General features: G+C 58.6%; 13 protein-coding genes and 1 pseudogene. 8 read left to right on the forward strand and 6 right to left on the reverse strand.

Annotated elements, in window-relative coordinates:
• Positions 1-34 precede the first annotated feature (34 nt).
• The 8 genes from PK789_RS01590 (at position 35) to PK789_RS01625 (ending at position 12,649) form a co-directional block, all read left to right on the forward strand.
• A complete protein-coding gene (locus tag PK789_RS01590) occupies positions 35-1,876 on the forward strand; it encodes an MltA domain-containing protein (protein ID WP_324306577.1) in 1,842 nt (613 codons plus the stop codon).
• A gap of 128 nt (positions 1,877-2,004) precedes the next feature.
• Positions 2,005-3,840, forward strand: a complete 1,836-nt coding sequence (gene tssF, locus PK789_RS01595; RefSeq protein WP_324306578.1) for a type VI secretion system baseplate subunit TssF — start codon at positions 2,005-2,007, stop codon at positions 3,838-3,840.
• Positions 3,837-4,934: a type VI secretion system baseplate subunit TssG gene (tssG, locus tag PK789_RS01600; protein WP_324306579.1), complete on the forward strand. Its 1,098-nt coding sequence runs from the start codon at positions 3,837-3,839 to the stop codon at positions 4,932-4,934. Before tssF ends, tssG begins: the two co-directional genes overlap by 4 nt.
• Entirely contained in the window at positions 4,925-7,585 is a 2,661-nt protein-coding gene (tssH, locus tag PK789_RS01605) for a type VI secretion system ATPase TssH (RefSeq protein ID WP_324306580.1), read from the forward strand. The genes tssG and tssH overlap by 10 nt, the downstream gene beginning before the upstream one ends.
• A gap of 211 nt (positions 7,586-7,796) precedes the next feature.
• Positions 7,797-10,037: a type VI secretion system Vgr family protein gene (locus PK789_RS01610; RefSeq protein WP_324306581.1), complete on the forward strand. Its 2,241-nt coding sequence runs from the start codon at positions 7,797-7,799 to the stop codon at positions 10,035-10,037.
• A 17-nt stretch (positions 10,038-10,054) separates the two neighbouring features.
• The gene (locus tag PK789_RS01615; RefSeq protein ID WP_324306582.1) at positions 10,055-10,720 is read left to right on the forward strand and encodes a DUF4123 domain-containing protein; all 666 of its coding nucleotides are present in this window, start codon (positions 10,055-10,057) and stop codon (positions 10,718-10,720) included.
• A 13-nt stretch (positions 10,721-10,733) separates the two neighbouring features.
• On the forward strand, positions 10,734-11,090 hold the full coding sequence (locus PK789_RS01620; RefSeq protein ID WP_324306583.1) for a hypothetical protein: 357 nt from the start codon (positions 10,734-10,736) through the stop codon (positions 11,088-11,090).
• Positions 11,091-11,092: 2 nt separating this feature from the next.
• Positions 11,093-12,649 carry a hypothetical protein gene (locus tag PK789_RS01625; protein ID WP_324306584.1) on the forward strand — a complete coding sequence of 519 codons (1,557 nt, stop codon included), beginning with the start codon at positions 11,093-11,095 and terminating at the stop codon, positions 12,647-12,649.
• Between the two features lie 102 nt (positions 12,650-12,751).
• Here PK789_RS01625 and PK789_RS01630 read toward each other — a convergent pair whose 3' ends face one another.
• The 6 genes and pseudogenes from PK789_RS01630 to PK789_RS01655 form a co-directional block, all read right to left on the reverse strand.
• A complete protein-coding gene (locus tag PK789_RS01630; protein WP_324306585.1) occupies positions 12,752-13,141 on the reverse strand; it encodes a DUF4280 domain-containing protein in 390 nt (129 codons plus the stop codon).
• Positions 13,142-13,177: 36 nt separating this feature from the next.
• The gene (locus PK789_RS01635) at positions 13,178-13,774 is read right to left on the reverse strand and encodes an OmpA family protein (protein WP_324306586.1); all 597 of its coding nucleotides are present in this window, start codon (positions 13,772-13,774) and stop codon (positions 13,178-13,180) included.
• A 176-nt stretch (positions 13,775-13,950) separates the two neighbouring features.
• Positions 13,951-19,761 (reverse strand): two-partner secretion domain-containing protein, encoded by a 5,811-nt coding sequence (locus PK789_RS01640; RefSeq protein WP_324306587.1) that lies wholly within the window; start codon positions 19,759-19,761, stop codon positions 13,951-13,953.
• 17 nt (positions 19,762-19,778) lie between these two features.
• Complete coding sequence (locus tag PK789_RS01645; protein ID WP_324306588.1) at positions 19,779-21,416, reverse strand: ShlB/FhaC/HecB family hemolysin secretion/activation protein; 1,638 nt, start codon at positions 21,414-21,416, stop codon at positions 19,779-19,781.
• A gap of 47 nt (positions 21,417-21,463) precedes the next feature.
• Complete coding sequence (locus PK789_RS01650) at positions 21,464-23,557, reverse strand: CHAT domain-containing protein (RefSeq protein ID WP_324306589.1); 2,094 nt, start codon at positions 23,555-23,557, stop codon at positions 21,464-21,466.
• Between the two features lie 318 nt (positions 23,558-23,875).
• Positions 23,876-24,388, reverse strand: a pseudogene (locus PK789_RS01655) (glutamate-5-semialdehyde dehydrogenase); the annotation flags it as partial.

The following is a 24,388-nucleotide window of genomic DNA, read 5'->3' on the forward strand; positions in this document are numbered from 1 at the left end:
ATGCGCGGCCCATCTTGGCCGTGGAGACCTGCCCATGATCCGCACCCAACCAAAACCGCAGCGCACACAATTATTGGCACGATTGCGCAGCCCGATGCTGATGCTGGGGATTGCCATCAGCACCATTGCGGCCGCACAAAGCGCGCAGGATATGCCGCCACAGGCACCCGTCAATCCCGACCTCGGCCCCGCATTCGCCACCCGCAACGCGGCGTATGTCCCTATTTTGCTGGATGAAATTCCGGGTTGGGGCGATGAAAGCTTGGGCGAGATGTATGCCAACTTCAACACCAACTGCAAGGCAATGAAACGCCGCAGTGCGTGGGCACCGCTGTGCGCAAAACTGGCCAAGCTACCGCGCGAAGACGCGGCCATGCGCCAGTTCATGCACGACGAGTTCTATGCCTATCAGATGCTCACGCCCACCCGCAGTGCAACCGGCAAACTGACCGGCTATTTCGAGCCGATGATTTCCGGCTCACTGACCCAGCAAGGTGCCTATCGCTACCCTATTTATGGCATCCCTGGCGACATGTACATGGTGGATTCGCGCACTGTGGCTGGCCAGCAGACACGTTGGATGAAGGTCGCCAATGGCCAGCTTCAAGGGGCTGAAACTGGCGAGGCGGGTGCGCGTGAATACCGTATCGACTTGGCCGGTGGCGCGCCCAATCCACGCGACAAACGTTACCGCGTGCGTATCGATGGCAGCACCGTGCGGCCTTACTACACACGGCAACAAATCGACGCCAGCGGCATCAATGCACCGGTATTGGCATGGGTGGCCGATCCGTACAAGCTTTATTCCATGCAAATTCAAGGCTCCGGCAAAATCCAGCTCAAGGATGGCGGCCTGATCCGCTTGGCCTATGCCGAACAAAACGGTCATCCGTTCATGCCCAATGCCACCCGTGGCGATACCGATGCCATGCTGCTGGCCATCAAGGCACGCGGGCTGGATGCGCCAGTGGAGGTTGAAGTTCCCGGCGGTACCCGCGGCATGAAAAAACCCGGCGGCAACAGCGCCGTGGATGCCGAAGTGGCACGCATCGTGGCAGCACTGCAAGGTGGCGGAACTGCTGCGACAGGCTCGGCGCCAAGCATCCACAGCAAAGCACGGCCACAAGGCAAATCCAAAGTGGCACGCCCGGTCACACATATCGCTTCCTCGGGGCAAGGCAAGGTTGACTCTAGCTCGGTCGAAGCGATGATCCAGTTGCTACTGACCGCTCCCGTGGCTAACGAAACCTACAACGCCAGCAACGAGGATGCACTGGCGGTGGCCGATGCCATCAGCACCCCCAAGCCCACGCCTAGCAAAGCCGCGGCGACAACCGCAGGCAGCGGCAAATCTGCCGCAAAAATGGATATGTCCGAATATGAAGGCGTGGCCGGCAGCAAGGCAGCTGGACAAGCCGTGGGCAGTGGCGTGGCGGTGCCAAGCACAGGCATCCCAGATCCTAGCTATGTGTTTTTCCGGCGCATCGGTGATGGCCCAGAAGGCCCGATTGGCGCGCTGGGCGTCCCTTTGAGTGCCGGCCGATCAATGGCAGTCGATCCACGCGCCACACCGCTCGGTGCGCCCGTATTTATTTCTGGCACCCAACCCGGCAGCTCCGCACCAATGCGTCGGTTGGTCTTTGCCCAAGACACCGGCGGTGCAATTCGCGGCAGCGTGCGCGGTGACTTCTTCTGGGGATTTGGCGACAAAGCCGGCAAGATGGCCTTGGCCACCAATCAACCGGTACAAATGTGGCTGCTATTGCCAAAATCGGTGGCTGGCAGCGCTGCCGATAGCGGTATCAAGACCCGTGGCGCACCAGTGGGCCTGCGTGATTGCGCGGTGCCCGATGACGAGCTTTGCGTTGAGGAATAGCCCACAACCCCCATTTGCCGGCATGGCATACACCTTCCGGCAAATGGCCGTCTTGTCGATGGCTATCTAGCCTGTAGCTATCCCCGGGCGCGCATGTCGCGCCACCCGGGCCTTGCTGCAGGAACGCCATGCTCGACGATCTGCTGCCGTATTACGAGAACGAACTGACCTACCTGCGACGCCTGTCGAAGGAGTTCGCCGCCAAGTACCCGAAAATCGCCTCGCGCTTGCAGATGGAAGGCGAAGTCTGCGAAGACCCACACGTCGAGCGGATGATCGAGTCATTTTCGTTTCTGACCGCGCGCATCCACAAAAAGCTCGACGACGAATTCCCACAAATCACCGAAGCCATGCTGTCGGTGCTGTACCCACACTTCTTGCGTCCCGTGCCATCCATGTCGGTGGCACAACTGCAATTGGCTACGGGGACCGACATCAGCGAAATGCAAGAGTTCCCACGCCATAGCACCTTGCTGAGTCGGCCAGTGAATGGCTTGCAAGTGCGTTACCGCACCGCTTATGCGGTCGATGTGTGGCCTATTCGCATCGCGCAGGCACAACTGGAAGCCGCCGAGCGTTCCGCGTTTGCGGTGACCCGCCACGACACCGTCGCAACATTGCGCTTACGCATCGAAACGACCGGCCAACAACCGCTATCGCAATTGCCAATCCAGCGCTTGCGCTTTTATCTGGAGGGCGAAAGCCCGCTAGTGCATGCACTGCACGAGCTCCTGTTGAACTCCGCCGCCAACATCACCCTGCGCGCCCCGGAAGGCGAACCACAAGTCGCACCATTACGACTCCCCGCCTCGGCCCTACAGCCCGTGGGATTTGGCGAAGACGAATCCCTGCTGGACTATGACCAACGCTCGTTCCTTGGCTATCGACTGCTGCAAGAATATTTCGTCTTGCCAGAGAAATTTCTCTTTGTGGATTTGACCGGCTTGGATGTTTCGCGCTTCAAAAATGCGGTTGAAATCGCTATCGAATTCAACCCCTTCGGTCGCCCCGAGCGCCTGCAACGACTCGAACAAACCGTCTCGGCCGATACCTTCCGGCTGTTTTGCACGCCAGTGGTCAATTTGTTCAAGCAACAAGGCGAACCCATCCGCCTGACCCAAGAACGCCACGACTACCAAATCGTTCCCGATGTGCGCCGTCCGCTTGGGCTAGAGGTGTATTCGGTGGATTGGGTGCGCAAGTTCAGCCGTACTCCGGGTGGCAGCGATTCAGTGGAATTTCATCCTGCGTATTCTGTGCAGCACGCATTGCACGATGATGGCGAAGGCCACTACTGGTACCTGCAGCGGCGGCCCTCACTCTTGCCCAACGATGACGGTACGGACGTGATGTTGAGCTTGGTGGACCGCGACATGGATCCCAATACTCCCAGCGTGGATACCCTGTCCGTCAGCCTGACTTGCACCAACCGCGACCTGCCCTCGCAACTGCCATTTGGTGGTGAAGATAGTCTGCTGCAACCCGAGCAAGGGGGCGTCATTTCCGGTGCCCGCATGCTGAAAAAGCCCAGCGCCACCTGGCGCGCACCCATGCGCCAAGCCAATCAATGGCGGCTGATCTCACACCTTTCGCTCAACCATTTATCCATTGTCGATGGCGGGCGTGAAGCCCTGCTGGAAATCTTGAACCTGTACAACTTTGCCGACTCCGGCAGTTTGCGCAAGCAAATTTCCGGCATCGTCAATGTCTCTGGCTACCCTTCGGTCACGCGGGTCGGACGTGCACCACGGCAAGCCTTCGTGCGCGGCACCGAAATCGAGCTGCGCTTCGATGAAAACCAATACGTCGGCTCCGGTGTGTATTTGATGGCCTGCGTGTTGGATCGTTTTTTTGCGCTGTACTGCACGGCCAATTCGTACACGCGCTTGAGTGTGCGCACGGAACAACGCGAGGACTGGATGGTGCAGTTTGCACCGCGCAGCGGGAGCCTGCCGCTGGTATGACCACCGGAGCCACTTCAGCCCCCATCAACGACGGCGATGCATCCATCGATATAGACCCGATGCGCCCCGCACTGGAACGCCTGCGTGCACAGCCTGCACGGTTCGGCTTTTTTCAAGCCGTGCGCCTGCTGTACGGCACCAATGGTTTTGATGGCCGCGGCAGTGGTGCGCGGCCAGGCCCGCTACGCTTCATCACACCTGCATCGTTGGCCTTTCCTCCCGCTGAACTGCATTCGATCGAAGTTGGTGACAACAACACCCGCCTATGTGTGAATTTTCTTGGCCTCACCGGCCCCTCCGGAGTTTTGCCGCGCAATTACACCGAACTACTCATCGCACGCCGGGTTGCCCGTGACCACAGCGCGCAAGAATTTCTAGACATTTTCAACCACCGCTTGGTGGCGCTGTTTTGGCTGGCATGGGCCAAGCATCGGCCTGAAATCGGCCGCCAATTTGGCTTTCAAAATTCGGTACTGCGTTATTTGGAACACGTCGTGGGTTTGGGCACTCCCGCGCTACAAGCGCGCTTGCATCCCAATCGACGCGCCACCACCCCGACAAAACCATTGCCGGGTGCGGCGATGGTGTATTTCTCAGGCCTAATTGCACAACGCCCGCATGGCGAACGCGCCATCGCACAAGTCCTGTCCGCCGTGGTGGGTGCCCCCGTGCAAACCACCGGCTGCTTGGGTACCTGGCAACCGATCACCCGTGCTGCGCGCACCCGCCTAGGCCGCAAGAGCCATCAATTGGGCGATGGCTGCGTGCTGGGCTCGCACTATTGGGACCGGCAAACGACGTTACACCTGAGCATTGGGCCACTGAGCCGCCAAAAATTTAATGCCCTTTTGCCACGTGGCCCACGCCTGTCCGATCTCATGGAGCTAACCCGTTTCTTGACAGGGCTGGCTCTGGATCTGCGCGTGCGTTTGTCGCTGCCCGCCGATCAAGTCCCGCCCCTACGTCTAGGTGCGCGTGGCGATGACCGCCCGCAACTGGGCTGGAACACATGGCTGCGTGGACGGCGCGGCCCCCATCCAACCACTGAAACCGAATTTCACTTTTCTGCAATGGGAGGTCAATCATGGCACTGAACCTGCGTGCGCTCATCGCGCGACTGAACACCACTGTGCGCGGCGCGATGGAGGGCGCAGCAGGCCTGTGCATGTCGCGCGGGCATTACGAAGTCGAAGTGGAACACGTGTTGGTCAAATTGATGGAGGTGGAAAACACCGACATTCGCCGCATCCTGCGCCAGTTCGAAATCGCCCCCGAAGCACTGGAACGCGAACTGGGCAAGGCACTGGATGGCTTCAAGACCGGCAATCAGCGCACCCCGGCGCTGTCGGCCATGCTGCCCAAATTGTTTGAAGCCGCATGGGGCTGGGCCTCGATTGAATTTGGCGAAGCCAAGATTCGCAGCGGGCATATCTTGATTGCACTGCTGGCCGATGCTGAATTGCGCCGGCTGGTCAGTGTCAGTGCGCGCTCGCTGGAAAAAATCAATCTTGAAACACTCACCAAAAATTTCCACGCCCTCACCGAAGCCTCGTCCGAAGCCCGCGATGCGCGCGCCTTGGGTGATGCCGGTGCCGCCGTGGGCGGCGATGCTGGCACCCCCGGTGCCGCACCAACGGGCGGGCGGCCCAGCAAGACCCCGAATCTGGACCAGTACTGCATCAACCTGACCCAGCGCGCCCGCGATGGCCAGCTTGATCCGGTATTGGGGCGCGACTCGGAAATTCGCCTGATGGTGGATGTGCTCACCCGCCGCCGCCAAAACAACCCCATCCTCACCGGTGAAGCAGGCGTGGGTAAAACCGCGGTGGTGGAAGGCCTGGCCCTGCGTGTGGCCGCCAATGATGTGCCGCCGCAACTACAGGGCGTGGAGCTGCTCTCGCTGGACTTGGGCCTGTTGCAGGCCGGCGCATCGGTGAAGGGCGAATTTGAAAACCGCTTGAAAGGCGTGATCGAAGAAGTCAAATCCAGCCCCAAGCCCATCATCATGTTTATTGATGAGGCACACACCTTGATTGGTGCCGGTGGCGCAGCCGGCCAAAACGACGCCGCCAATCTGCTCAAGCCCGCACTGGCGCGCGGCGAAATGCGCACGATTGCAGCCACCACGTGGAGCGAGTACAAAAAATATTTCGAAAAAGACCCGGCCCTGACCCGCCGGTTCCAAGTGGTAAAGGTCGATGAGCCTGACGACGACAAAGCGATTTCGATGCTGCGTGGTGTGGGCCAAGCGATGGCCGCGCACCACAAAGTGCGCATCCTGGATGAAGCCATCACCGAGGCCGTCAAACTCAGCTCACGTTTCATTCCCGGCCGGCAATTGCCAGACAAAGCGGTCAGCGTGCTGGACACCGCCTGCGCCAAAATCGCCATCGGCCAAAATGCTACGCCGGCAAAAATTGAAGATGCCCGCCGGCGGCTGGATGTGCTGGCCACCGAACGTGCGCAGTTGGAAAAAGAAGCTGCAGGTGGTGCCGACCACAGCAAGCGGTTGACTGATATTGGCGATGAAACTAGCGCACTCAGCGCAACGCTGGCCACCGACGAGGCGCGCTTCGCCCAAGAAAAAGAATTGGTGGCCAAGATTCACGCCGAACTGGACAAAGTGGAAGCGCTGGCCGCCGACGACCCCACCCGTGCCGATGCGGTGGCCACGCTCAATGTCTTGCGCGGTGAACTGAAAACCTTGCAAGGCTTTGAACCGATGATGCTGCCGGTGGTGGACGCCAACGCAGTGGCACAGATCATCGCCGGCTGGACGGGTATCCCCGTCGGGCGCATGGTGGCCGATGAAATCCAGACCGTGCTCAAACTGAAAGAATCGCTGGAAGAACGCGTCATTGGCCAAAGCCATGCGCTGGATGCGATCGCCCAGCGCGTGCGCACCTCGCGGGCCAACCTCGAAGACCCGGACAAGCCCAAAGGCGTGTTCCTGCTGGTAGGCACCTCGGGCGTGGGCAAGACCGAAACCGCGATCGCACTGGCCGACGCCCTGTACGGCGGCGAGCGCAGCATGATCACCATTGCGATGTCCGAGTACCAAGAAGCGCATACGGTTTCCAGCCTCAAAGGCAGCCCACCCGGCTATGTGGGCTATGGCGAGGGCGGCGTGCTAACCGAAGCCGTGCGGCGTCGGCCGTATTCGGTGGTGTTGCTGGATGAAATCGAAAAAGCCCACCCGGACGTGTTGGAGTTGTTCTTCCAAGTCTTCGACAAGGGCCGCATGGAAGATGGCGAAGGCCGCGAAATCGACTTCCGCAACACCCTGATCATCCTCACCTCCAATGCCGGCACCGACTTGGTGATGCAAGCCTGCAACGCCTCCGAGGAGGTGCCCACGGTCGAATATCTCAATGACCTGCTCAAGCCCGAACTCAATCGCGTGTTCAAGCCTGCGTTCCTAGGCCGCACTGCGGTGGTGCCTTACTACCCATTGCGCGATGAAAACATGCGCAAGATCGTGCGCCTGAAACTTAATAAGATCGGCAAGCGCATCAAGGCCAACCACGGTGCCGAATTCAATTACGACGAAGCCGTGGTCGATGCCATCACCCAACGTTGCACCGAAGTAGATTCGGGGGCCCGCAATATCGACAACATCCTGACCGGCACGGTGCTGCCAGAGGTGTCCGGCTATGTGCTGGAACGGATGGCCGAAGGCGGCGGCATCGGCAGCATCAACATCTCGATTGGCGAGGATGGCCAGTTCAATTACGCGGTGTCTTGAGCCACGCCGCCCCCTGTGCCGTGCAACTGGCGGCGCAGGGGGCGCATCAGGAATGCGAAGGCCGTCTCACAATGCCGCATCCCCAGCATCACGTTCTAGGCCCTTCGCCCTATGCCACACCCCTTCTGCGCCCGTCTGCATAGCACTTCGGACGAATGTTGCATTGCGTGAAATGCAACGAGGATAGTCACCGATAACGGTCACTCCTGCCATGCCAAAAATCTCAACCAGCAACCGGATGTTCTTCCTCACTCCCAAGGCCTATGGGGAGGATGACTTGCTGATTGAAGAAATGTCAGGTCAAGAAGGTGTTTCCAAGCTCTTTGAGTTCCGCTTGAAGCTCCTTTCCGAAAGCGCCGACATCCTTCCCGAAAACATCATCGGCAAAAGTGCCATTTTGCGTATCGAAACCTTCGATACCCACCACAGCGGCGGCCAACGCCACTGGAATGGCTATGTGTCGCGCTTTGCCATTACCGGCACACTGCCAGCTTCTGGCAGCAAGGATCAGGACATCTACTGCTACGAATGCGACATCGTGCCGTGGTTCTGGTTTCTAACCCAGAACGAGGATTGCCGTATTTTTCAGAACCTGTCGGTGCCCGACATCATCGACATGATTTTTGGTGAATTTGGGTTTGATGACTATAAGCTCGAACTAAACGCAACCTACCCAAACCTCGAGTACTGCACGCAGTACAACGAAACCTCCTTCGACTTCATTTCGCGTCTGATCGAACGCGAGGGCATCTACTACTATTTCCGCCACAACGAAAGCGAAGACTCCAAGCACATCTTGGTATTCACCGACAACAAAAGTGCCAATCCAAAACTGGTTCCGGCACACATCCCATTCCATCACTCCGGGCGCGCCGGCGGTTCTGACGCCATCCGTAAACTGCTATCAGATCAACAGATCCGCACCCGTAAAGCCTCGCTCTCCGACTGGGATTACAAAAACAAAACCGTCCTGAGCGAAAACACACCAACTCTCCTGAAAATCGGCAACGAGATCGATACCGAACGCTACCGCTATTACGGTGGCTTCGATGCACAAGGCAAGACCCCAGCGGGCAGCCATTTGAGCAAAATCATGATGGAGGCGGAAGAAGCCAGCCATATGAGCTACTCGGGTGAAAGCCAAGTGCGTGAGCTCACACCCGGCCATGTATTTACGCTGGAAGATCACTCGCGCGAAGAATTCAACGCCGAGTACATGGTGCTTAGCGTCCAGCATCGTGGCAACAACAATCTGCTGGGCAATTTCGACGGCGCCAAATACCGTAATACCTTCACCTTGCAAAAAAATGACCACGTCTATCGTGCCCCCATCAACACACCACGCGGGCTGGTACGCGGGCCGCAAACGGCGATGGTGGTGGGCGCACAAGGCAATGAAATCTATACCGACGATGCCGGTCGCATCAAGGTGCGCTTTCACTGGGATCGCAAAGTTTCACAGCGCAGCAACAACACCACCGACGACAAAGCCTCATGCTGGGTGCGGGTGGCGCAGCTGTGGGCCGGCAATGGTTATGGCACCATGTTCCTGCCACGCGTCGGGATGGAAGTTGTGGTGGATTTCCTGGAGGGCAATCCCGACCGTCCACTAGTGGTTGGCTGCGTCTATAACGGCCCCAACGTGCCACCACTCAACTTTCCTGCAGATGCCACCCGCTCCACCATCAAGACGCTGTCATCCAAAGGCGGCGGTGGCTTCAATGAACTGCGCTTTGAGGACAAAAAAGGCAGCGAAGAAATTTTCGTACATGCGCAGAAAGACTTGCAGTTACGCACGGGCAACAACCGCACCGAGAATATCGGGGTGGAGTCCCACCTCACCATCGGCAAGCATCGCACCGAGTCGATTGGTGAAAATGCCGACTTGAGCATTGGCAAAAATCAGACACTTTCGATTGGCGAAAACCAAGCCACTACCGTATCCAAAGAGCACTATTTGACCGTCGGCACCCATCATCATGTCGATGCAGGTGTCAATATGATGCTCACCGCCGGTGCCAACACCCACCTCAGCGCCGGTGCCAATGCCGCACTCTCCGCCGGCGCAAATATCGACATCAAGGCGGGGGCCAATCTTGTATTGGACGCCGGCGCGGTGCTCAGCCTGAAAGCCGGTGGCGCGTCCATCATGCTGTCGTCTGCCGGGGTGATGATCAATGGCACGATGGTGATGATCAATTCCGGTGGCAGTGGCCTGCCTGCGATGAAGGCGCAAAAGGCAGAAAAAGCCGACAAGCCAAAGAAGGCAGTCGAGGCCATCAAGAACACCGCCGGCGCTGTGACAAATGCCATACAACAGCTGCAGGCAGCCGGCCTGAAAAATGCCCACGCACAAAAACTGCCGTTCTGCGCCGAATGTGAGGCCGCACGTCATGCATTGGAAGCACTCGAATCCGCTGATGACGCCCCCGGCTACTCAAGCCCATTTTGAGCAGGGTAGGAGCTGACATGTCCGGATTCAGCACGCCCTTGCGTATTGAACAGGTGTACCCCGGAAGCATTGTGCCTGTGGGGGGGCGCGATGACACCACGGGCAACACCGACACACCTACGCATAACGGAAAAGTCTTCGTGATTGGTCAGGGTCAGTACGAACAGTTGCAACGGGCAATCTTCGGCCAAGGGCGCCCTGCCTTTGCCGTACTGGATGGGGCTGGTATCGATAACCTGCCGGCACTGTTGCAGCAGCATGCACCGGATGCGATGTGCTTGTTTTCTGGCGATCTTGACCCAATGTTGGCAGCAGCAGCGCCCTATTTGATCCCATTGCGCAGTGGTTCCTCGGTGACACAATTGGCCCTGCGCGATGGCTGGAATGCCCATTGGGGTATCGTGCTGGTGACCGATGCTGATACCTCCATGCTGGCCTTGCGCTCGCACCTGCGTCGGATCTTGCGCGTGGCAGCACCCGGCGGCGAGTCCATGCTGTTCCGCTTTTATGACCCCCGCGCTTTCCGCACCGTGGTGCCAACCTTCAACGAACAGCAGCACCATGTGTTTTTTGGCCCCATTCATGGCTGTTACGTAGAAGCGCGTGACACCCAGCATGCGCTCTACTTTGCCCGCGATCACCAGCAGGGATCCGCGGTTCTGCCGCTGTCCGCAGCAGCCTAGGAGCAGATGCATCATGCTCGAGCTCGACCGCAAACAGTTGACGACGATTGGGCAAACCCAATTACGCAACAATTTAGCCGATTTCCTCAATCAACATTTTGGGGGCAAAGCACCGCTGCAACTGGATCAACTCGATGCCGAACTGGATGCGGTGATCGCGCATTGCCAGAAAGCAGGTCTGAAAACCCAGCGTGCGATTGCATCGTATGCCTTGGCTTGTTCGTTGTTTGGCAACGATCGAGTCGCCGGTGATCCTTCCATTGTCGGCATCCTGGCCGACCGCAGCAGCTCCCAAATCGACCGCGCCATGCTCATCGAAATGTGGACAGCCGCCGCCTACAGCGACTTCCGCCGGGCGCAGGGAGGCTGATCATGTTTGAATCCTTGACCGAAGGACTACCCAGCATCGGCAACGCCGCTGGCAGTGCTGTCCAACAAGCACAACAAGCCGCCAATGCAGCCACGCAGCAAGCAGCACAGGCCGCGCAAGGTGCCATCAGGGAAGCCCAAACTGCTGTCTCCAATGCGGCCACTGCCGCTGCCGGTGCAGCCAGTGGGGCTATTACGCAAGCCCAACAAGCGGCACAAGCGGCTGTTGGGCAAGCGGGCGCTGCGGCACAAAGTGCGTTGCAACAAGCCAACGCCGCGCTCGACAACGCCCGCAACGCCGCCAACGACATGGCGAACAATGCTTTGGGCCAAGCCAATGCCGCCTTGAATGAAGCGCGCGCGCAGGCCGGTGCCGCCGCGCAAAACGCACTCAACCAAGCCAATGCCGCCGTTGATGCCGCGCAGCAGCAAGCACGCAATATGGTGAAAGGCGCGCTCGATACTGCCAACCAAGCGCTTGATAGTGCGATGAATACGGCAGAAGCCGCCGCCCAGGAGCAAATCGACCGCGCAATGGCGATGGTGGATCGGGCCACGAATCTGATCGAAAACGGTGTCAATCAAGCCCTCGATGCCGCCAATGGTGCCATCGACCATGCACAAGAGTTGCTACGCAATGCTGCAACCAATGCTTTGGCAAAGGCGCGATCGGAAGTCATGGATCGCGCACGCGATGCTTTGGGCGATGTGCGTGGCGCCTTGGATTCATTGCCCACCTCGTTCCCTAATCTTCCGGTCGACCTTCCCGCCTCCAGTTGTCCGTATGTGAATGCTCTGCGCGATGCCTTGGCACGGCGCGCAGCCGCGGCCAATAACGCATTGGGCAATGCCGTGAATGCTCTGAACAATGTGGCGGGCCCACTGCTAGATCACGCGGATGACATGCTGGATCAAGCCGACGCATTGGCTGATCAGGCGATGGGGGCTATGGATCAGGCAATGACCGCGCTGGATGATGCGCAAGCCACGGCTAATCAGGCTGCGCACCAAGCCATCGACACCGCCAAAGGCGCTGTGCAGCAGGCCCAACAAACCGTGCGCGACACCGCCAAGAGTGCGATTGATCAGGCCAAGGGCGCGGTCAATTCGGTACGCAACCAAGTCAACGACACCGTTAACGGGGCTGTCGATCAAGCGATGGCGGCGGTGGATTCGGCGCAACAACAAGTGGGTGATGCCGCACAGAGCGCGCTGAATACAGCCGAACAGGCCGCGGCACAGGCGCAGCAGCAGGCCAACCAAATGGCCCAGCAAGCATTGACGCAAGCCAACCAAGCCGCGCAGCAAGCCCAGCAAGCCTTAAATAATGCAGCACAAGGCGCACTCAATTCGGCACAAACTGCTGCACAAAGTGCCGTCGCCTCCGCAGGCCAAACAGCGCAAGCAGCCGTTGCTACCGCGCAGGCCGCCGTCACCCAAGCCAGTAATGCTGCCGCACAAGCAGCCAATAATGCTGTAGCGGGTGCTCAATCTGCGATCGCAGGTGCCACCCAGGCCATCGGCAATGCTGCCAGCTCATTGGGAAATCTTGCAGGCTGATCATGGTCTGCCAAGACTTCAAAACACAAAGGGCGACATTTGTCGCCCTTCGCATGTATTGCATCTGCATCACAACGAATTTGCAGGCTCTTACGCCTGACCTCATGGAATCATTTCTGTAAATTGGCCCGGGCTTGTGATCATGATGACGCCACCCCACATGCATTGATTGGTGCTGATATTGTCGAGTGCGGGAATGCCGCCAATCAGCACCGTGGGTGCGCCAGGTTTCCAGGGACTCACCACAACAGGTATGCAAGGTTGCGGGGTCAACACGCCCAACGCTGCGGCCGTTGCTGCTGCCACCATCGGATTGCTGGGGGTGATGCACATTCCAAACGGCATGATGTTTTTCATGGGGATGAAATCCATGATGGTTGCCGCTGGTTGGAAGCCCGAGAGCACGCGGTTCTCGGGCGTCACCATCAACGTTGAAGGTGCTACGCCGAACGAGCATTGAAGCATCGCCGTATTGACCACTTGAATCGGCACTGCAAACGCCCCTTTTCAGCCTAGCGCCTCAACCAATCAACCACCGGTTGCCAAAATTTCCACCCGACGATTCTCAGCGGCAAAAGGGTCGTTCTTGTTCAACAATTCGCTCTTACCTTTACCCACGGAACGCAAACGCGCCGCCGCGACGCCGTGATCCACGAGGTAGCGACGCACAGAATTGGCACGGCGATCGGATAGTGCTTTGTTGTATTCCGCCGTGCCCTTGCCGTCGGTATGTCCGATGACGGTGAACTTGCGATCCTGTAGTTGCGGTGAAGCCAGTGCTGCGGCCAGATTGGCCATGGTGTTTTCAGAACTGCCGGAAATGCGATCAGAATTGAATTCAAAATTGATCTGCATATTGATCGAAGCTGCCTTGGCAGGTTTGGTAGCTACCGGAGCTGGGGCCGGCGCGGTGGTGGCCATCGAAGCAGCCCCAGGGCGCAGTGCGCGGGTCTGCCCGGCGGACTGTCCGGCATTGTCAGTCTTCAGCGTGCCAATGATGGAATCCACTGAGGGAGCTTCCTGCGCCTGCGGGGGTGCTTTTTGGGCGTCTTGTGCCAACACAGTGCCGCCACTTGCAAACAAGGCCACCATCAGCGCACCATGCAAAATTGTCTTCATGCTCATCGTTGCATCCTCGTCAAAGTTGTAGCCTTACGGCCCGATTGGTTCCATGCGCTATGCGCACGTCAGGCGGCAGCCTGCATGGTTTCAGTGTGCGCTAGACCAGGGCGAATTTCGATACCCCGTTCGGCCTAGACCTGCTGAAACCAATAGCCCCCGGTTGTCCGGGGGCTGTTGGCTTAGAAATCCCCGCAACTGCTGCGTTTCTCACTATCAAAACAGTTGGTCAGGTTTGGACGTGAGCGCACCTTCGACCACTCGTTGGCCAAACCATCTCCACTTGATGCCAATGCCTGATCATCCAGCGTTGCATTCACCGCACACACCGGTGCCGCCCCGAAATTGCGGTCATACACATAGGTGTCCACGGTTTCGCGCACAAAATCCACCGGCGTGGAGGACATTTGTGGCAATGGAATGACATGCAAAGCCGTTGCGTTGCCAGATGCCTGCGCGAACACATAGTTTTTGGCGCTAGTGCCCCCGTTGACGGGGTAATACCCCACCGACGAAAGTGCGCCAGCCGGCGACGACCAGATATTGCCACTTCCAAACACACTTTGCTGCGTATCGCCATTGCGGAACCCTTCGACCGTCCCGGTAAAGACCGGATTGGGGCCACCCAAGTAACGCACAAACGGATCGGCAGTGAAGAATAAGGTGGCCGGGGTAATACTCAAGGTACCTGGCATCAGTTGGATGCGATACCCGGCTGCCGAGGTAAAGTTGCCCAGGATTGCGTAGTTACCAACATCACTACCCTTCGTTGCCACAGATGTCGCCGTCCCATTGGCGACATTGGCCGCAGTATCGCCAAGGATTGCACCGGTCACGATAAAGGTGAATGCGGGGTTATCCAAACCATACTCCCGCGACGCATTGCCCATCGTGATCGTGGCAATGGGCTGCTGGGTATAGATGAAGTGGTTATCACCACTCCCCACTGTCACCCCACAGGCACCTAGATAGACGCAGCCGTAGAGATTGGGCAGATTACCGTCACCTGCCAGACCGCCACGGGTTTCACCCGTCCACGTTGCCGCCCACACGCGCCAATCCCCACTGGCGATCAGCTTGGCACCTGCAGCATTTTGCAAACGTCCGGCCGTAACCAAATCGATATTGGTCGCCGTCACGCCGGCATTGAGAGTCATATCGCCGGCAAGGTTGCGCACCATCGCATCACCACTTGCGGTGACGCCCGTGGCGCTCATACTTGATAGCTGGCCTGTGCTTGCATTGAAGCCTGTCGCCGACACACTACCAATTGCCAAATCATTGGTATCCTGGAATTGGAAGTTGCCACCCGCAGAACCCGCCAACGTGGTGCTGGCAACATCGTTTTGTGCAACACCCAGCAACACATCACCGGCAGCATTTGCCAGCAAGCTATGCGCAAGGATTGCACCGCTGGCCGATTGGGTGATGCTGCCACCACTGGCCAGCGCCAAGGTGTAGTTACCCACATTCACCGCAGCTTGCACATCGATGCCACCATTGCCGCCGCCATTTTGCAAGGTCAAATTACCGGCACGGGTGATCGCCTCTTGCACCCGAATTGCACCCGCATGCAGGCTGCTACCGATGACCAATTCCGGTGCACTGATACGACTCAATTCATCATTACTGATGGCAAAACCATTGCCGTTACCCAACAAAATTTGGTCGCCGGCACGGTCATAGACACCGCCATTGGCATCCACGCCGCCTGGGCGCAGGTTTACACCAAGACTGCTGCGAATATTGCCGCCCAACACCAAGGCATCACCAGCTCCGCCGTTGGCTGCACGCAACACCACTAAGCTATTTCCGGCATCCACCAGCGAACCATTACCCAAACGCAGGCCAGCCGCAGTTCCTTCACCACTCAATTCGATACCGCCGCCATTGCTGGAAACGGTGACCCCATTGGCAATGGCCAAACCATCCGAATTGGCACCGGTACTGCGTCCACGCAGATCCACATGGCCACTGGTCGTTGCAATGGTGCCACCGCCAATGGTCAGGCCACTGGTAACACCAACACCAGTCAAAGCAATGCCACCCGTGGTGGTGTTGATCCCTGATGCAGCCCCCAGTTGAAGGCCACTTCCTGAAGCCGCAATACCGCGCACTTTGACCGCACCGGCACCGGACGTGAGAGTGGCATTGAGATCCACACCCACGCCACCACTGGCCGCAGCATCCCCATTGATGTCGATATCGCCGCCGGCGCTGGTCACGCCGCCGTTGCTCAAGGACACGCCCAGTGCATTGCCGCTGCCGGTGATGGCCACCGCACCGCCGCCACTATTGACTTGATTGTTCTGCATCAATACGCCGGCATTCACGCCCACGCCGCTGATACTGATCGCGCCGCCGCTGCTGCCTACCGCAAACGGATTACTCCCATCGCCCAACTGCACACCCGCACCACCGGCGCTGTGGCCGGTCACTTGGATCGTGCCGCCATTGGTCACCAAACCATTGCCGGTCACCCGCACGCCGGCCGTAGCAGTGGCCGCCGTAGCGGTGCCATCCAAGGTGATATTGCCGCTATTGGTGGTGATCCCACCGTTTGCCACATCCAAACCAAAGCTGGCGCCGGTGCCGTACAGGCCAATCGCACCGGTGGTGGTGGTCACGCCTGCGCCGTTGGCGAACTGGATCCCCGCGCCTTGTGCGGCATCACCATGTACAACAATATGCCCTGCACCACTGTTCAGCGGTGCAGCAGACAGCAACACCCCTACGCCACCACTGGCCGCAGCATCCCCATTGATGTCGATATCGCCACCGGCGCTGGTCACGCCGCCGTTGCTCAAGGACACGCCCAGTGCATTGCCGCTGCCGGTGATGGCCACCGCACCGCCGCCACTATTGACTTGATTGTTCTGCATCAATACGCCGGCATTCACGCCCACGCCGCTGATACTGATCGCGCCGCCGCTGCTGCCTACCGCAAACGGATTACTCCCATCGCCCAACTGCACACCCGCACCACCGGCGCTGTGGCCGGTCACTTGGATCGTGCCGCCATTGGTCACCAAACCATTGCCGGTCACCCGCACGCCGGCCGTAGCAGTGGCCGCCGTAGCGGTGCCATCCAAGGTGATATTGCCGCTATTGGTGGTGATCCCACCGTTTGCCACATCCAAACCAAAGCTGGCGCCGGTGCCGTACAGGCCAATCGCACCGGTGGTGGTGGTCACGCCTGCGCCGTTGAGGAATTGAATCCCCACGCCTTGTGGTGCATTGCCGGCTACGTGTAGCGCCCCGGCTCCTGATGTCAGCCCAACCCCATCCGCATTGACGCCTATCGCACCCGCCCCACTGGCATTACCCGTGACGGTCAATGAGCCTCCGTGACTATCGACGCTATCGCCTGAGAAATGCCCCCGGTATAGGGCGACGCCCCCGGTCGCACCATCGCCATGCAATACGATATTGCCGCCACCGCTGGTTACCCCCGCGTAGTCGCCACCTCCCAACACCAAGCCCATCGCGCCGGTGCTGGAGCCGTAGATATCGATCCCTCCGCCCGCACTATCGACTACCCCGGTAATGGTGGTGCCATTTGCGCTGCCACCTTCGCCATGCACGCGGATATTGCCACCGGTGCTGTACAGCCCACCATCAAAATACACACCATGGATCGCACCTATGCCGGTGAGATCGATATCGCCGCCGGTCACGGTCAAATCACTGCCCGTGGCATGTACGCCATCCATCGTGGCGCTATGCCCGTCGATGTGAATCCCCGGCGCGCCAACCGTAAAATTGCTACCGTCCAAACTGACGCCGCTGGCCAACCCAGCGCCCACGCCGTAAAGCGTCACGCCGCCGCTGCCGGCATCGATCGTACTGTTGAAAACCCGCACCCCTGCGCCATTGTCCGAGCCCACACTACTGCCACGCATCAGCACATTGCCGCCACCCGTATTGAGGTCAACGGCGGCAAGCGAAATCCCGCTGGTGGCACCACTGGCCGTGCCATTGACCAAATCGGATTGCCCGTACATCAGGATATTGCCGCCCATACTGAGCAAAGTGGCATTACCAAAACTGATGCCACCAGCCCCGGGCGCGCCCCCCCCAGAATTGGCATTGAAAGCCATATCCAGTGCGCCGTTGGATGCCGCGATGGAGAATCCATTGCCGGTAATACTGCCCACCGCATTCACCGCCAACGAGAGACGCGCCGCGTTGTCCGAATAAATTTGTGCGGCGTTGAACTGGACATCTGCGTTTGAATTCAGAACGACATTGGTACCGTTGTAGAAGGCATAGTTAATTTCGGCGTCTTGCAAGGTGTAGCCATAAACCGGATTTGCCTCACTACCGACTTGGCTGCCATTGACAACCACCAGATCAGGCACATCTAACGTCCATGTGCCCACCGCAGTATTGGAGCCCGCATCGACTTGTAGCCCCCGCAAGTCAAATACCCCGCCACTGTGTGTGAAGATGGAGCCAGCCGCAGATGCGCCACGAGCCAACAAGGCGCCATAAGCCGCGAGGTAGTTGGAAGCATTCAAGCTGATATGCCCACCTGCACCACTGCTGCCATTGGTATTGACGGTGGAGGCTTGGGCCAAGATCACATCGGTGCCTGTGGCGGTCACCTGCCCACCATTGATGGCCCCCAAAGCATGGACATTGCCGAAGATCTGCAAAGCGCCGGTTCCGGCATCCAAAGTAATGCTGCCACCATTGTTCCCTTTGGAACTGGCAGTCACATCACCCATCGATGTGATTCCGCTATTGGCCACGACATTAATCGTGCCGGCTGCACCCGTCACGCTATTGGCACTCAACAAGGTAAGGGACTGCAGATCAACCGTGCTACCCGATTGCAACTCAATCCGGCCGCCACCTGCATTACCGTCGGCAAGGATCCAACTCCCATTCGATGCAGGAAGAGACCCACCAAATGCTTCGTCATTAATCAATTGAATATGACCACCTTGCAGCAATACTGTCCCGCCTTGATAAGCGCCACCTGTCGCGTCAATAATCCCAACGGTGGGAGTATCCGATCCCGAATAGTATCCAGGGGCACCCAACTGCAAGTCCCCGTCGGTGGTCAATTCCACACGCCCACTTCGACTGACAAGGCTGCGCGCGCGTAGTGTGCCACCGGCAATAATATTGCCGCCGACACCACCCGAAGTCATCGCCGTGCGCATCAAAATTTGCCCGCCATCCGCGGTAATCGTGCCGACATTGATAAGTGCAGGATTGACTGGAGCTGGGCATGGCAGCGACGGACAACCAAAGCTGCCCGGTTTCGCAATTCCTGGGCCGGTGATGGTCAGCATCGTCAGTCCGTCGCCTTGAAAATCCAGAGTGACGTTTTCTGCCGAGCCAAACAGCACGCTGCCACCAGGAGTGGTGATATCGCCCTGATTGAGTATCTGTCGTCCCAGCAGCGCCACGGTTCCCGCAGCTGACGTGTTGATCTGGGCACCGTTATAAACCATGACAGTTTGAGCGCCCACATTGGTCATCGGCTCAAACTGATAGTGCCCACTGTCCACGCCAGTGAGGAAGTTGGCATTGGTGATATCCATGGTTGATGCCACAACACTTCCCACATTCAGCACGGCACCACTACCAAACGTGATGCCAGATGGGTTGATCAGGAACACGCTTCCGTTCGAGGTCAAATTGCCATCAATGAAGGAGGCGCTACCGCCGTAGCCGTAGCCAAAGCCAACGACACGGTTCAAGGTGACACTACTGGCACCGAACTGCTGGTCAAACGTTGCGCCGTAGCCATAGCCAATACTGAAGTCACCCCAATTGATGATCGCGCCCTTGGTGGTTTGGGTGATGACGACATTATTTCCGGAGTATTCAATACTGGCCGATCCGGAAACGACATTTCCGGAACTCGGCAAACTCTGCGCCACTGCCGGTGCGATGGGCATCGCCATAGCGGCCACCAAGGCAGAGGCCAAATGCCGCCGGCGCAGGCTCTGTAGTTGCTTGCGATTCGTCTTATTCATGCGCATGCCAGCTCTCCTCAAAATGCTTTCTGAATCGACCAAAACACGCGAGGATTCCGATCCCCACCGTCGGTCAGGCCCGGCCCGCTTGCGCGCCAAGCAATACTCAGGTTGATGGTGACCTTGTCCGGCTTGCTCCAGTTGAAGCCAACCCCATAGCCACGCAAGCTACGCGACACGTCCCCGTCAATTGCCCGTGGTGTGTGGAATTGATCACCGTGGGCGGCGTCATAGAAAGCAAACAAGCTGGCTTCCGGCCTCAGTGCATAGCGCATTTCAACCGTCGCCAGCCAGCCATCGTCCACCAACACTTCACCGCTGGCGTACGCACGCACCGCCTTGGGGCCACCCAGAGACAATTTTTCGTAGGTGTCCAGATTCTTGCTGGCGCGCTGCATGCCTGTGCCTAGGAACAGGCTCAATTTTGGCGCCAGATATTGCAGCCGTGCCAATTGCAGGGTGAATTTACTGAAGTCCCCTTCGGTGTCGTAGCCAAACGGGGGCTTATCGAACGCCTGACTCATTGCGTCACGCAGACTCAAGGTGCCGTGATAGGCCTGCGCATTCACGCTGGTATAGCCGCCACCACCAAAGCGATCGCGGTTTTCAAGCGATAGCCCAAGCCCGATCCCGTGGATACGCTTGCGCGTTTCAAAGCCAACGGCTTCAAACCGATCAGTCAAAGACTTATTGTCCAGCACACCGCGCAAAAACAAGTTGGTGCTGCGTTGCCGGATCAGCGGATAGCTGAAGGACACATCCGCCACATTGCCAAGCCCGGTGGGTTTGAGCGGGGCAAAGGGCCCACCTAATTCATATTGCACACGCGCCAAGCCACCACCGATACGCAGACCGGAATAGCCCACGGGCGATTCGTAAGAAATGCGACCAAACGCGGTGTGCATGCCCTGTGCTGCCATGATGCGCAGGTCGAGGTTGTCACCACGCTCGAATGGGCTGGCCCAACGCATGCTGCCGGTCAAACGATAACGCCCGGAATCGCGCGTGCCGTAATCGTCTAATTCCACACCAAACTTGAGCCGATCGCGCTCGCTCACCAGCACTTTCAAATCGGTGGCCCCTGAGGCGGTGCCTGCGGAAATAGCCGATTGTGGTTTGATGCCGGGCAAGTCGGAGAGCAGCAGCATAGCGCGCTCGTAATTGCGGCCATTCAAGGGCTTGCCTGGCTCAAGAATCGCCAGTGTTTTGGCAACACGTTCTTTGTGCAAAGGCGTTCCAGGGGCAAGCTCGATGGTTACATCCCCCAATTGCCCTTCCACGACCTGCAACTTGACCCGACCATCTTTCACCTCTTGCACCGGCACGAAGACTTGCACCAGCGCAAATCCATGCTTGTGGTAGATCTCAGCGGCCTTGGCGGCGATTTTTTCCAGATCTTGAAACCCCACCATTTGGCCCACCATTCCTGCGGCCGCCGCTTGCAACTCGCTTTCGGGCACCCCGGTGGCACCGGCAAATTCCACCCCTTGCAACATGAAGCTAGCCTGCGTTTGTCCGGCCATTTGCGGCTCGGCCAAGGCCTGTGCCTGTTGTGGCGGCGTCGCTTGTTGCGGCCCAGCGTCGCTGCCATCAGCAGCCTGTGCCATCGGCACACACGCCAGCAACAATGCGGCCGTCAGCAGATTCCTGTGCATCGTTTGGGTATCCATCATGTTCGTCCTGTGTCCCTGCCCCGACCGCTTCACTTGACCACCTTCAAACGCCAGTTACCAATCAAGTTGAACGGTGCCCAGTAATAGGGGTGTGCGGTTTCCGCATTCGCCATCACCGCCAATTGCGCATCCCGCATGGCGTCTTGCACCTCGATGCCCTTGGCTAGATCGGTATAAAGCGTGGTCATCAGGTGCTCGGTGGCGGCATCCGATACCGGCCATAGCGAAACCAATAAGGTGGACGTACCCGCCGACAAGAACGAGCGCGTGAAGCCCAGCACTTCGTCGCCGTTCTCCACTCGGCCAAGCCCTGACTCACATGCAGACAACGCCACCATCGCCACGTTGCCCAGCTTCAGCCCCAAGACATCTTTGGCTTCCAGATAGTTGGCTTGGCCGTTTTCATCCGCCAGCAACACTTTGGAATGCAGTGGATCCAGGGTGTCGGCCATGGCATGGGCGGCGATGTGTACCAACTTAGACTGCGGCGCATTGGCCTCGAAATTATCTTTATTGGCCTGCTCGCGGAAGAACAACTTGGCACCTGGGAATTCTTTTGCCAGCTCGTGCACCTCTTTTTCAGCACCGGGCAGTGGATTGGCCACTTCCGGATTAACCGCCGGGTTGCCAAACGCAAGCAACTCCGCGGTTGTGGTGGGCGTGCGCTGGGCCAAACGCGCGGCCACACTGATCGAAGGCGCAATCGACATCGGGTTGCGCTGAATCAGGTATTTGCCATCCAACCGTAGCGCTTGGAACGGCAAATAATGCAGCGGTCCGTGCGGCACGATGATGATGCGCTTACCCGCAGCAACATCGAGCGGCGCCAATAACAATTGACCAATCTTGTCGCTCACCGCCTGTGCGTTGGGGCTCAAGCGAATCAACGCATCACGATAGGCATCGACCAAACGCACCAAGTCGGCACGCGGCAAAGTGACTGGGAACTTGACTTCGCGCACCCCGTCATTTGAAAGCACCCACGCCACCAACCGATCCGGCAGCGTGTGGAAAGCCACCACCACTTCATCCGGCTTGAGCATCGCTTGCAGGGCTTTGGCATCCAGTGCCGCAGCTTCACCACGATCGATATCGGCACGCCCGGCCACCGCATCCAGCAAGGCGCGGGAGCGACTACGCTCGCTGATGTCGAAGGCTTGATCGGCCTGCCCCAATTTGCTGTGCAGAGAAATGGCGCGTTCGAACACTGACTGCAGATCGGAGAACAGGCCCATCTTGAATTCGTCACTGCGGAACTGCGAGCGCGCCTTGTCGAACACGCCAATCGCCTGATCCAGCGATTGTGCGGCTTCGGCGTCCTGCCCCATGGCAGCTTGGCTCTTGGACATGCCATCCAAGGCCCAGGCGCGGTAAAAATCTTCATCACCATCGGCAGGCGCATTGGCCAACTGCTGATACAGCGCCAGTGCCTCGGCAGGCTTTTGCTCGGCCAGCAGCAAGCGGCCGCGTGTGCGCTGCAACTGCGCACGTTGGCGCGCATCGTCGGGGACCTTGATCGCATCCAGTGTGCTGCGGGCACGCGGCACATCGCCGGACAAAATCAAGGCGTTGGCCAGCGATGCCTGCACCAGTGGACGGAAACGCTCCGAACTTTCGCCCAGTGCCTGCTCATACAGTGCAATGGCCTCGGCATAGTTGGCCTGGCGTGTTCGCACATCGCCCAATACCTTACGCGCAGGGCCATTGACTTGGGTGGGGTCTTGGCCTGGGTACTTCAGCGCAAGATTGGCAAATTGTTCGGCACGTTCCAACTGGCCGCCATAGCTAAAAGCGATCGCCAAATCACGATAGGCCTTGCCTAGCAAGTCCTTATTGCCGGTTTGCAAGGCCACATGCAAGGCCTTGCTGGCGGCTTGGGTACTTTCGCGGAACTCGCCCTTCTCGGCCAACTCCACGGCTTGGCTGCAATAAGCGTAGCCGTCCAGTTTGACCTTTTCGCGCTCGTACAACGCGGCACCATCGGCCGCCATCGCCAACGCGGTATCGGCATCTTCCAGCTTGCCCATGGCCAACAAGGCTTGCCGGGTATCGTTTTCGGCGGCATCCGTGCTTGCAGATTGCGGGGCTGCTGATTGCGCAGGTGCACTGGCCTGCTGCGCCACGGGTGCAGATTGTTGCAAAGGCGAGGCTAGCGCCCCCCCCCCTGCATCCGGAGCGCATCCGGCATGCACGATAGGACTGGCAAGTACCAAACCCAACAGACTAAGAACGAGACTCGAAGCGGTTTTCGCTGCGCGTACCATGCGATGTGCTCCCCACGAAACAATGCAGGCGCAGCCTGCGAATTTCTGGAGTCTAGAGTCACCGTGGCGGCCTATCCTATTTGCGATAAGGCATAGCGCGAATTGCTTATGTCCACCTGTCCGGAATGCGCATCAATCGTCGTTGGTGTCGTTTAAGCAGCCAAGATCCGGTCTATTTCAACACGGATTTAGCCGTTCTGGGTGCCGCACCTGTCCGTTGCCATGCAGCACAAAACGCTCGATGGTCAGGGCTTCTACACCCATCGGCCCGTAGGCGTGCAGGCGCGTAGTGGAAATGCCGATTTCCGCACCCAAGCCCAACTGCCCGCCGTCATTGAAGCGCGAGCTGGCGTTGATCATCACCGCCGAACTTCGAATGGCACGAATGAAGGCATCCGCAGCGGCGGCATCGTCGGTGGCAATGACTTCGGTGTGGTCGGAGGTGTAGCGCTGGATATGCGCGATGGCCGCATCCAGGCTGTCCACGACCCGTACCGCAATGATGAGATCCAGAAACTCGGCGGCGTAATCGGCGTCGCTGGCCGCCACCACACTGGCATCGAAGGCTTGCGTGGCGGCATCGCCACGTACTTGCACCCCCCGTTGCTTGAGTGCGGCCAATGCAGGCGGCAAGAAAGCATCGGCAATTTCGCGATGCACCAACAAGGTTTCCAGCGCATTGCACACCCC

It is taken from the genome of Thermomonas sp., from assembly GCF_035369645.1.
Classification (GTDB): Bacteria; Pseudomonadota; Gammaproteobacteria; order Xanthomonadales; family Xanthomonadaceae; genus Thermomonas.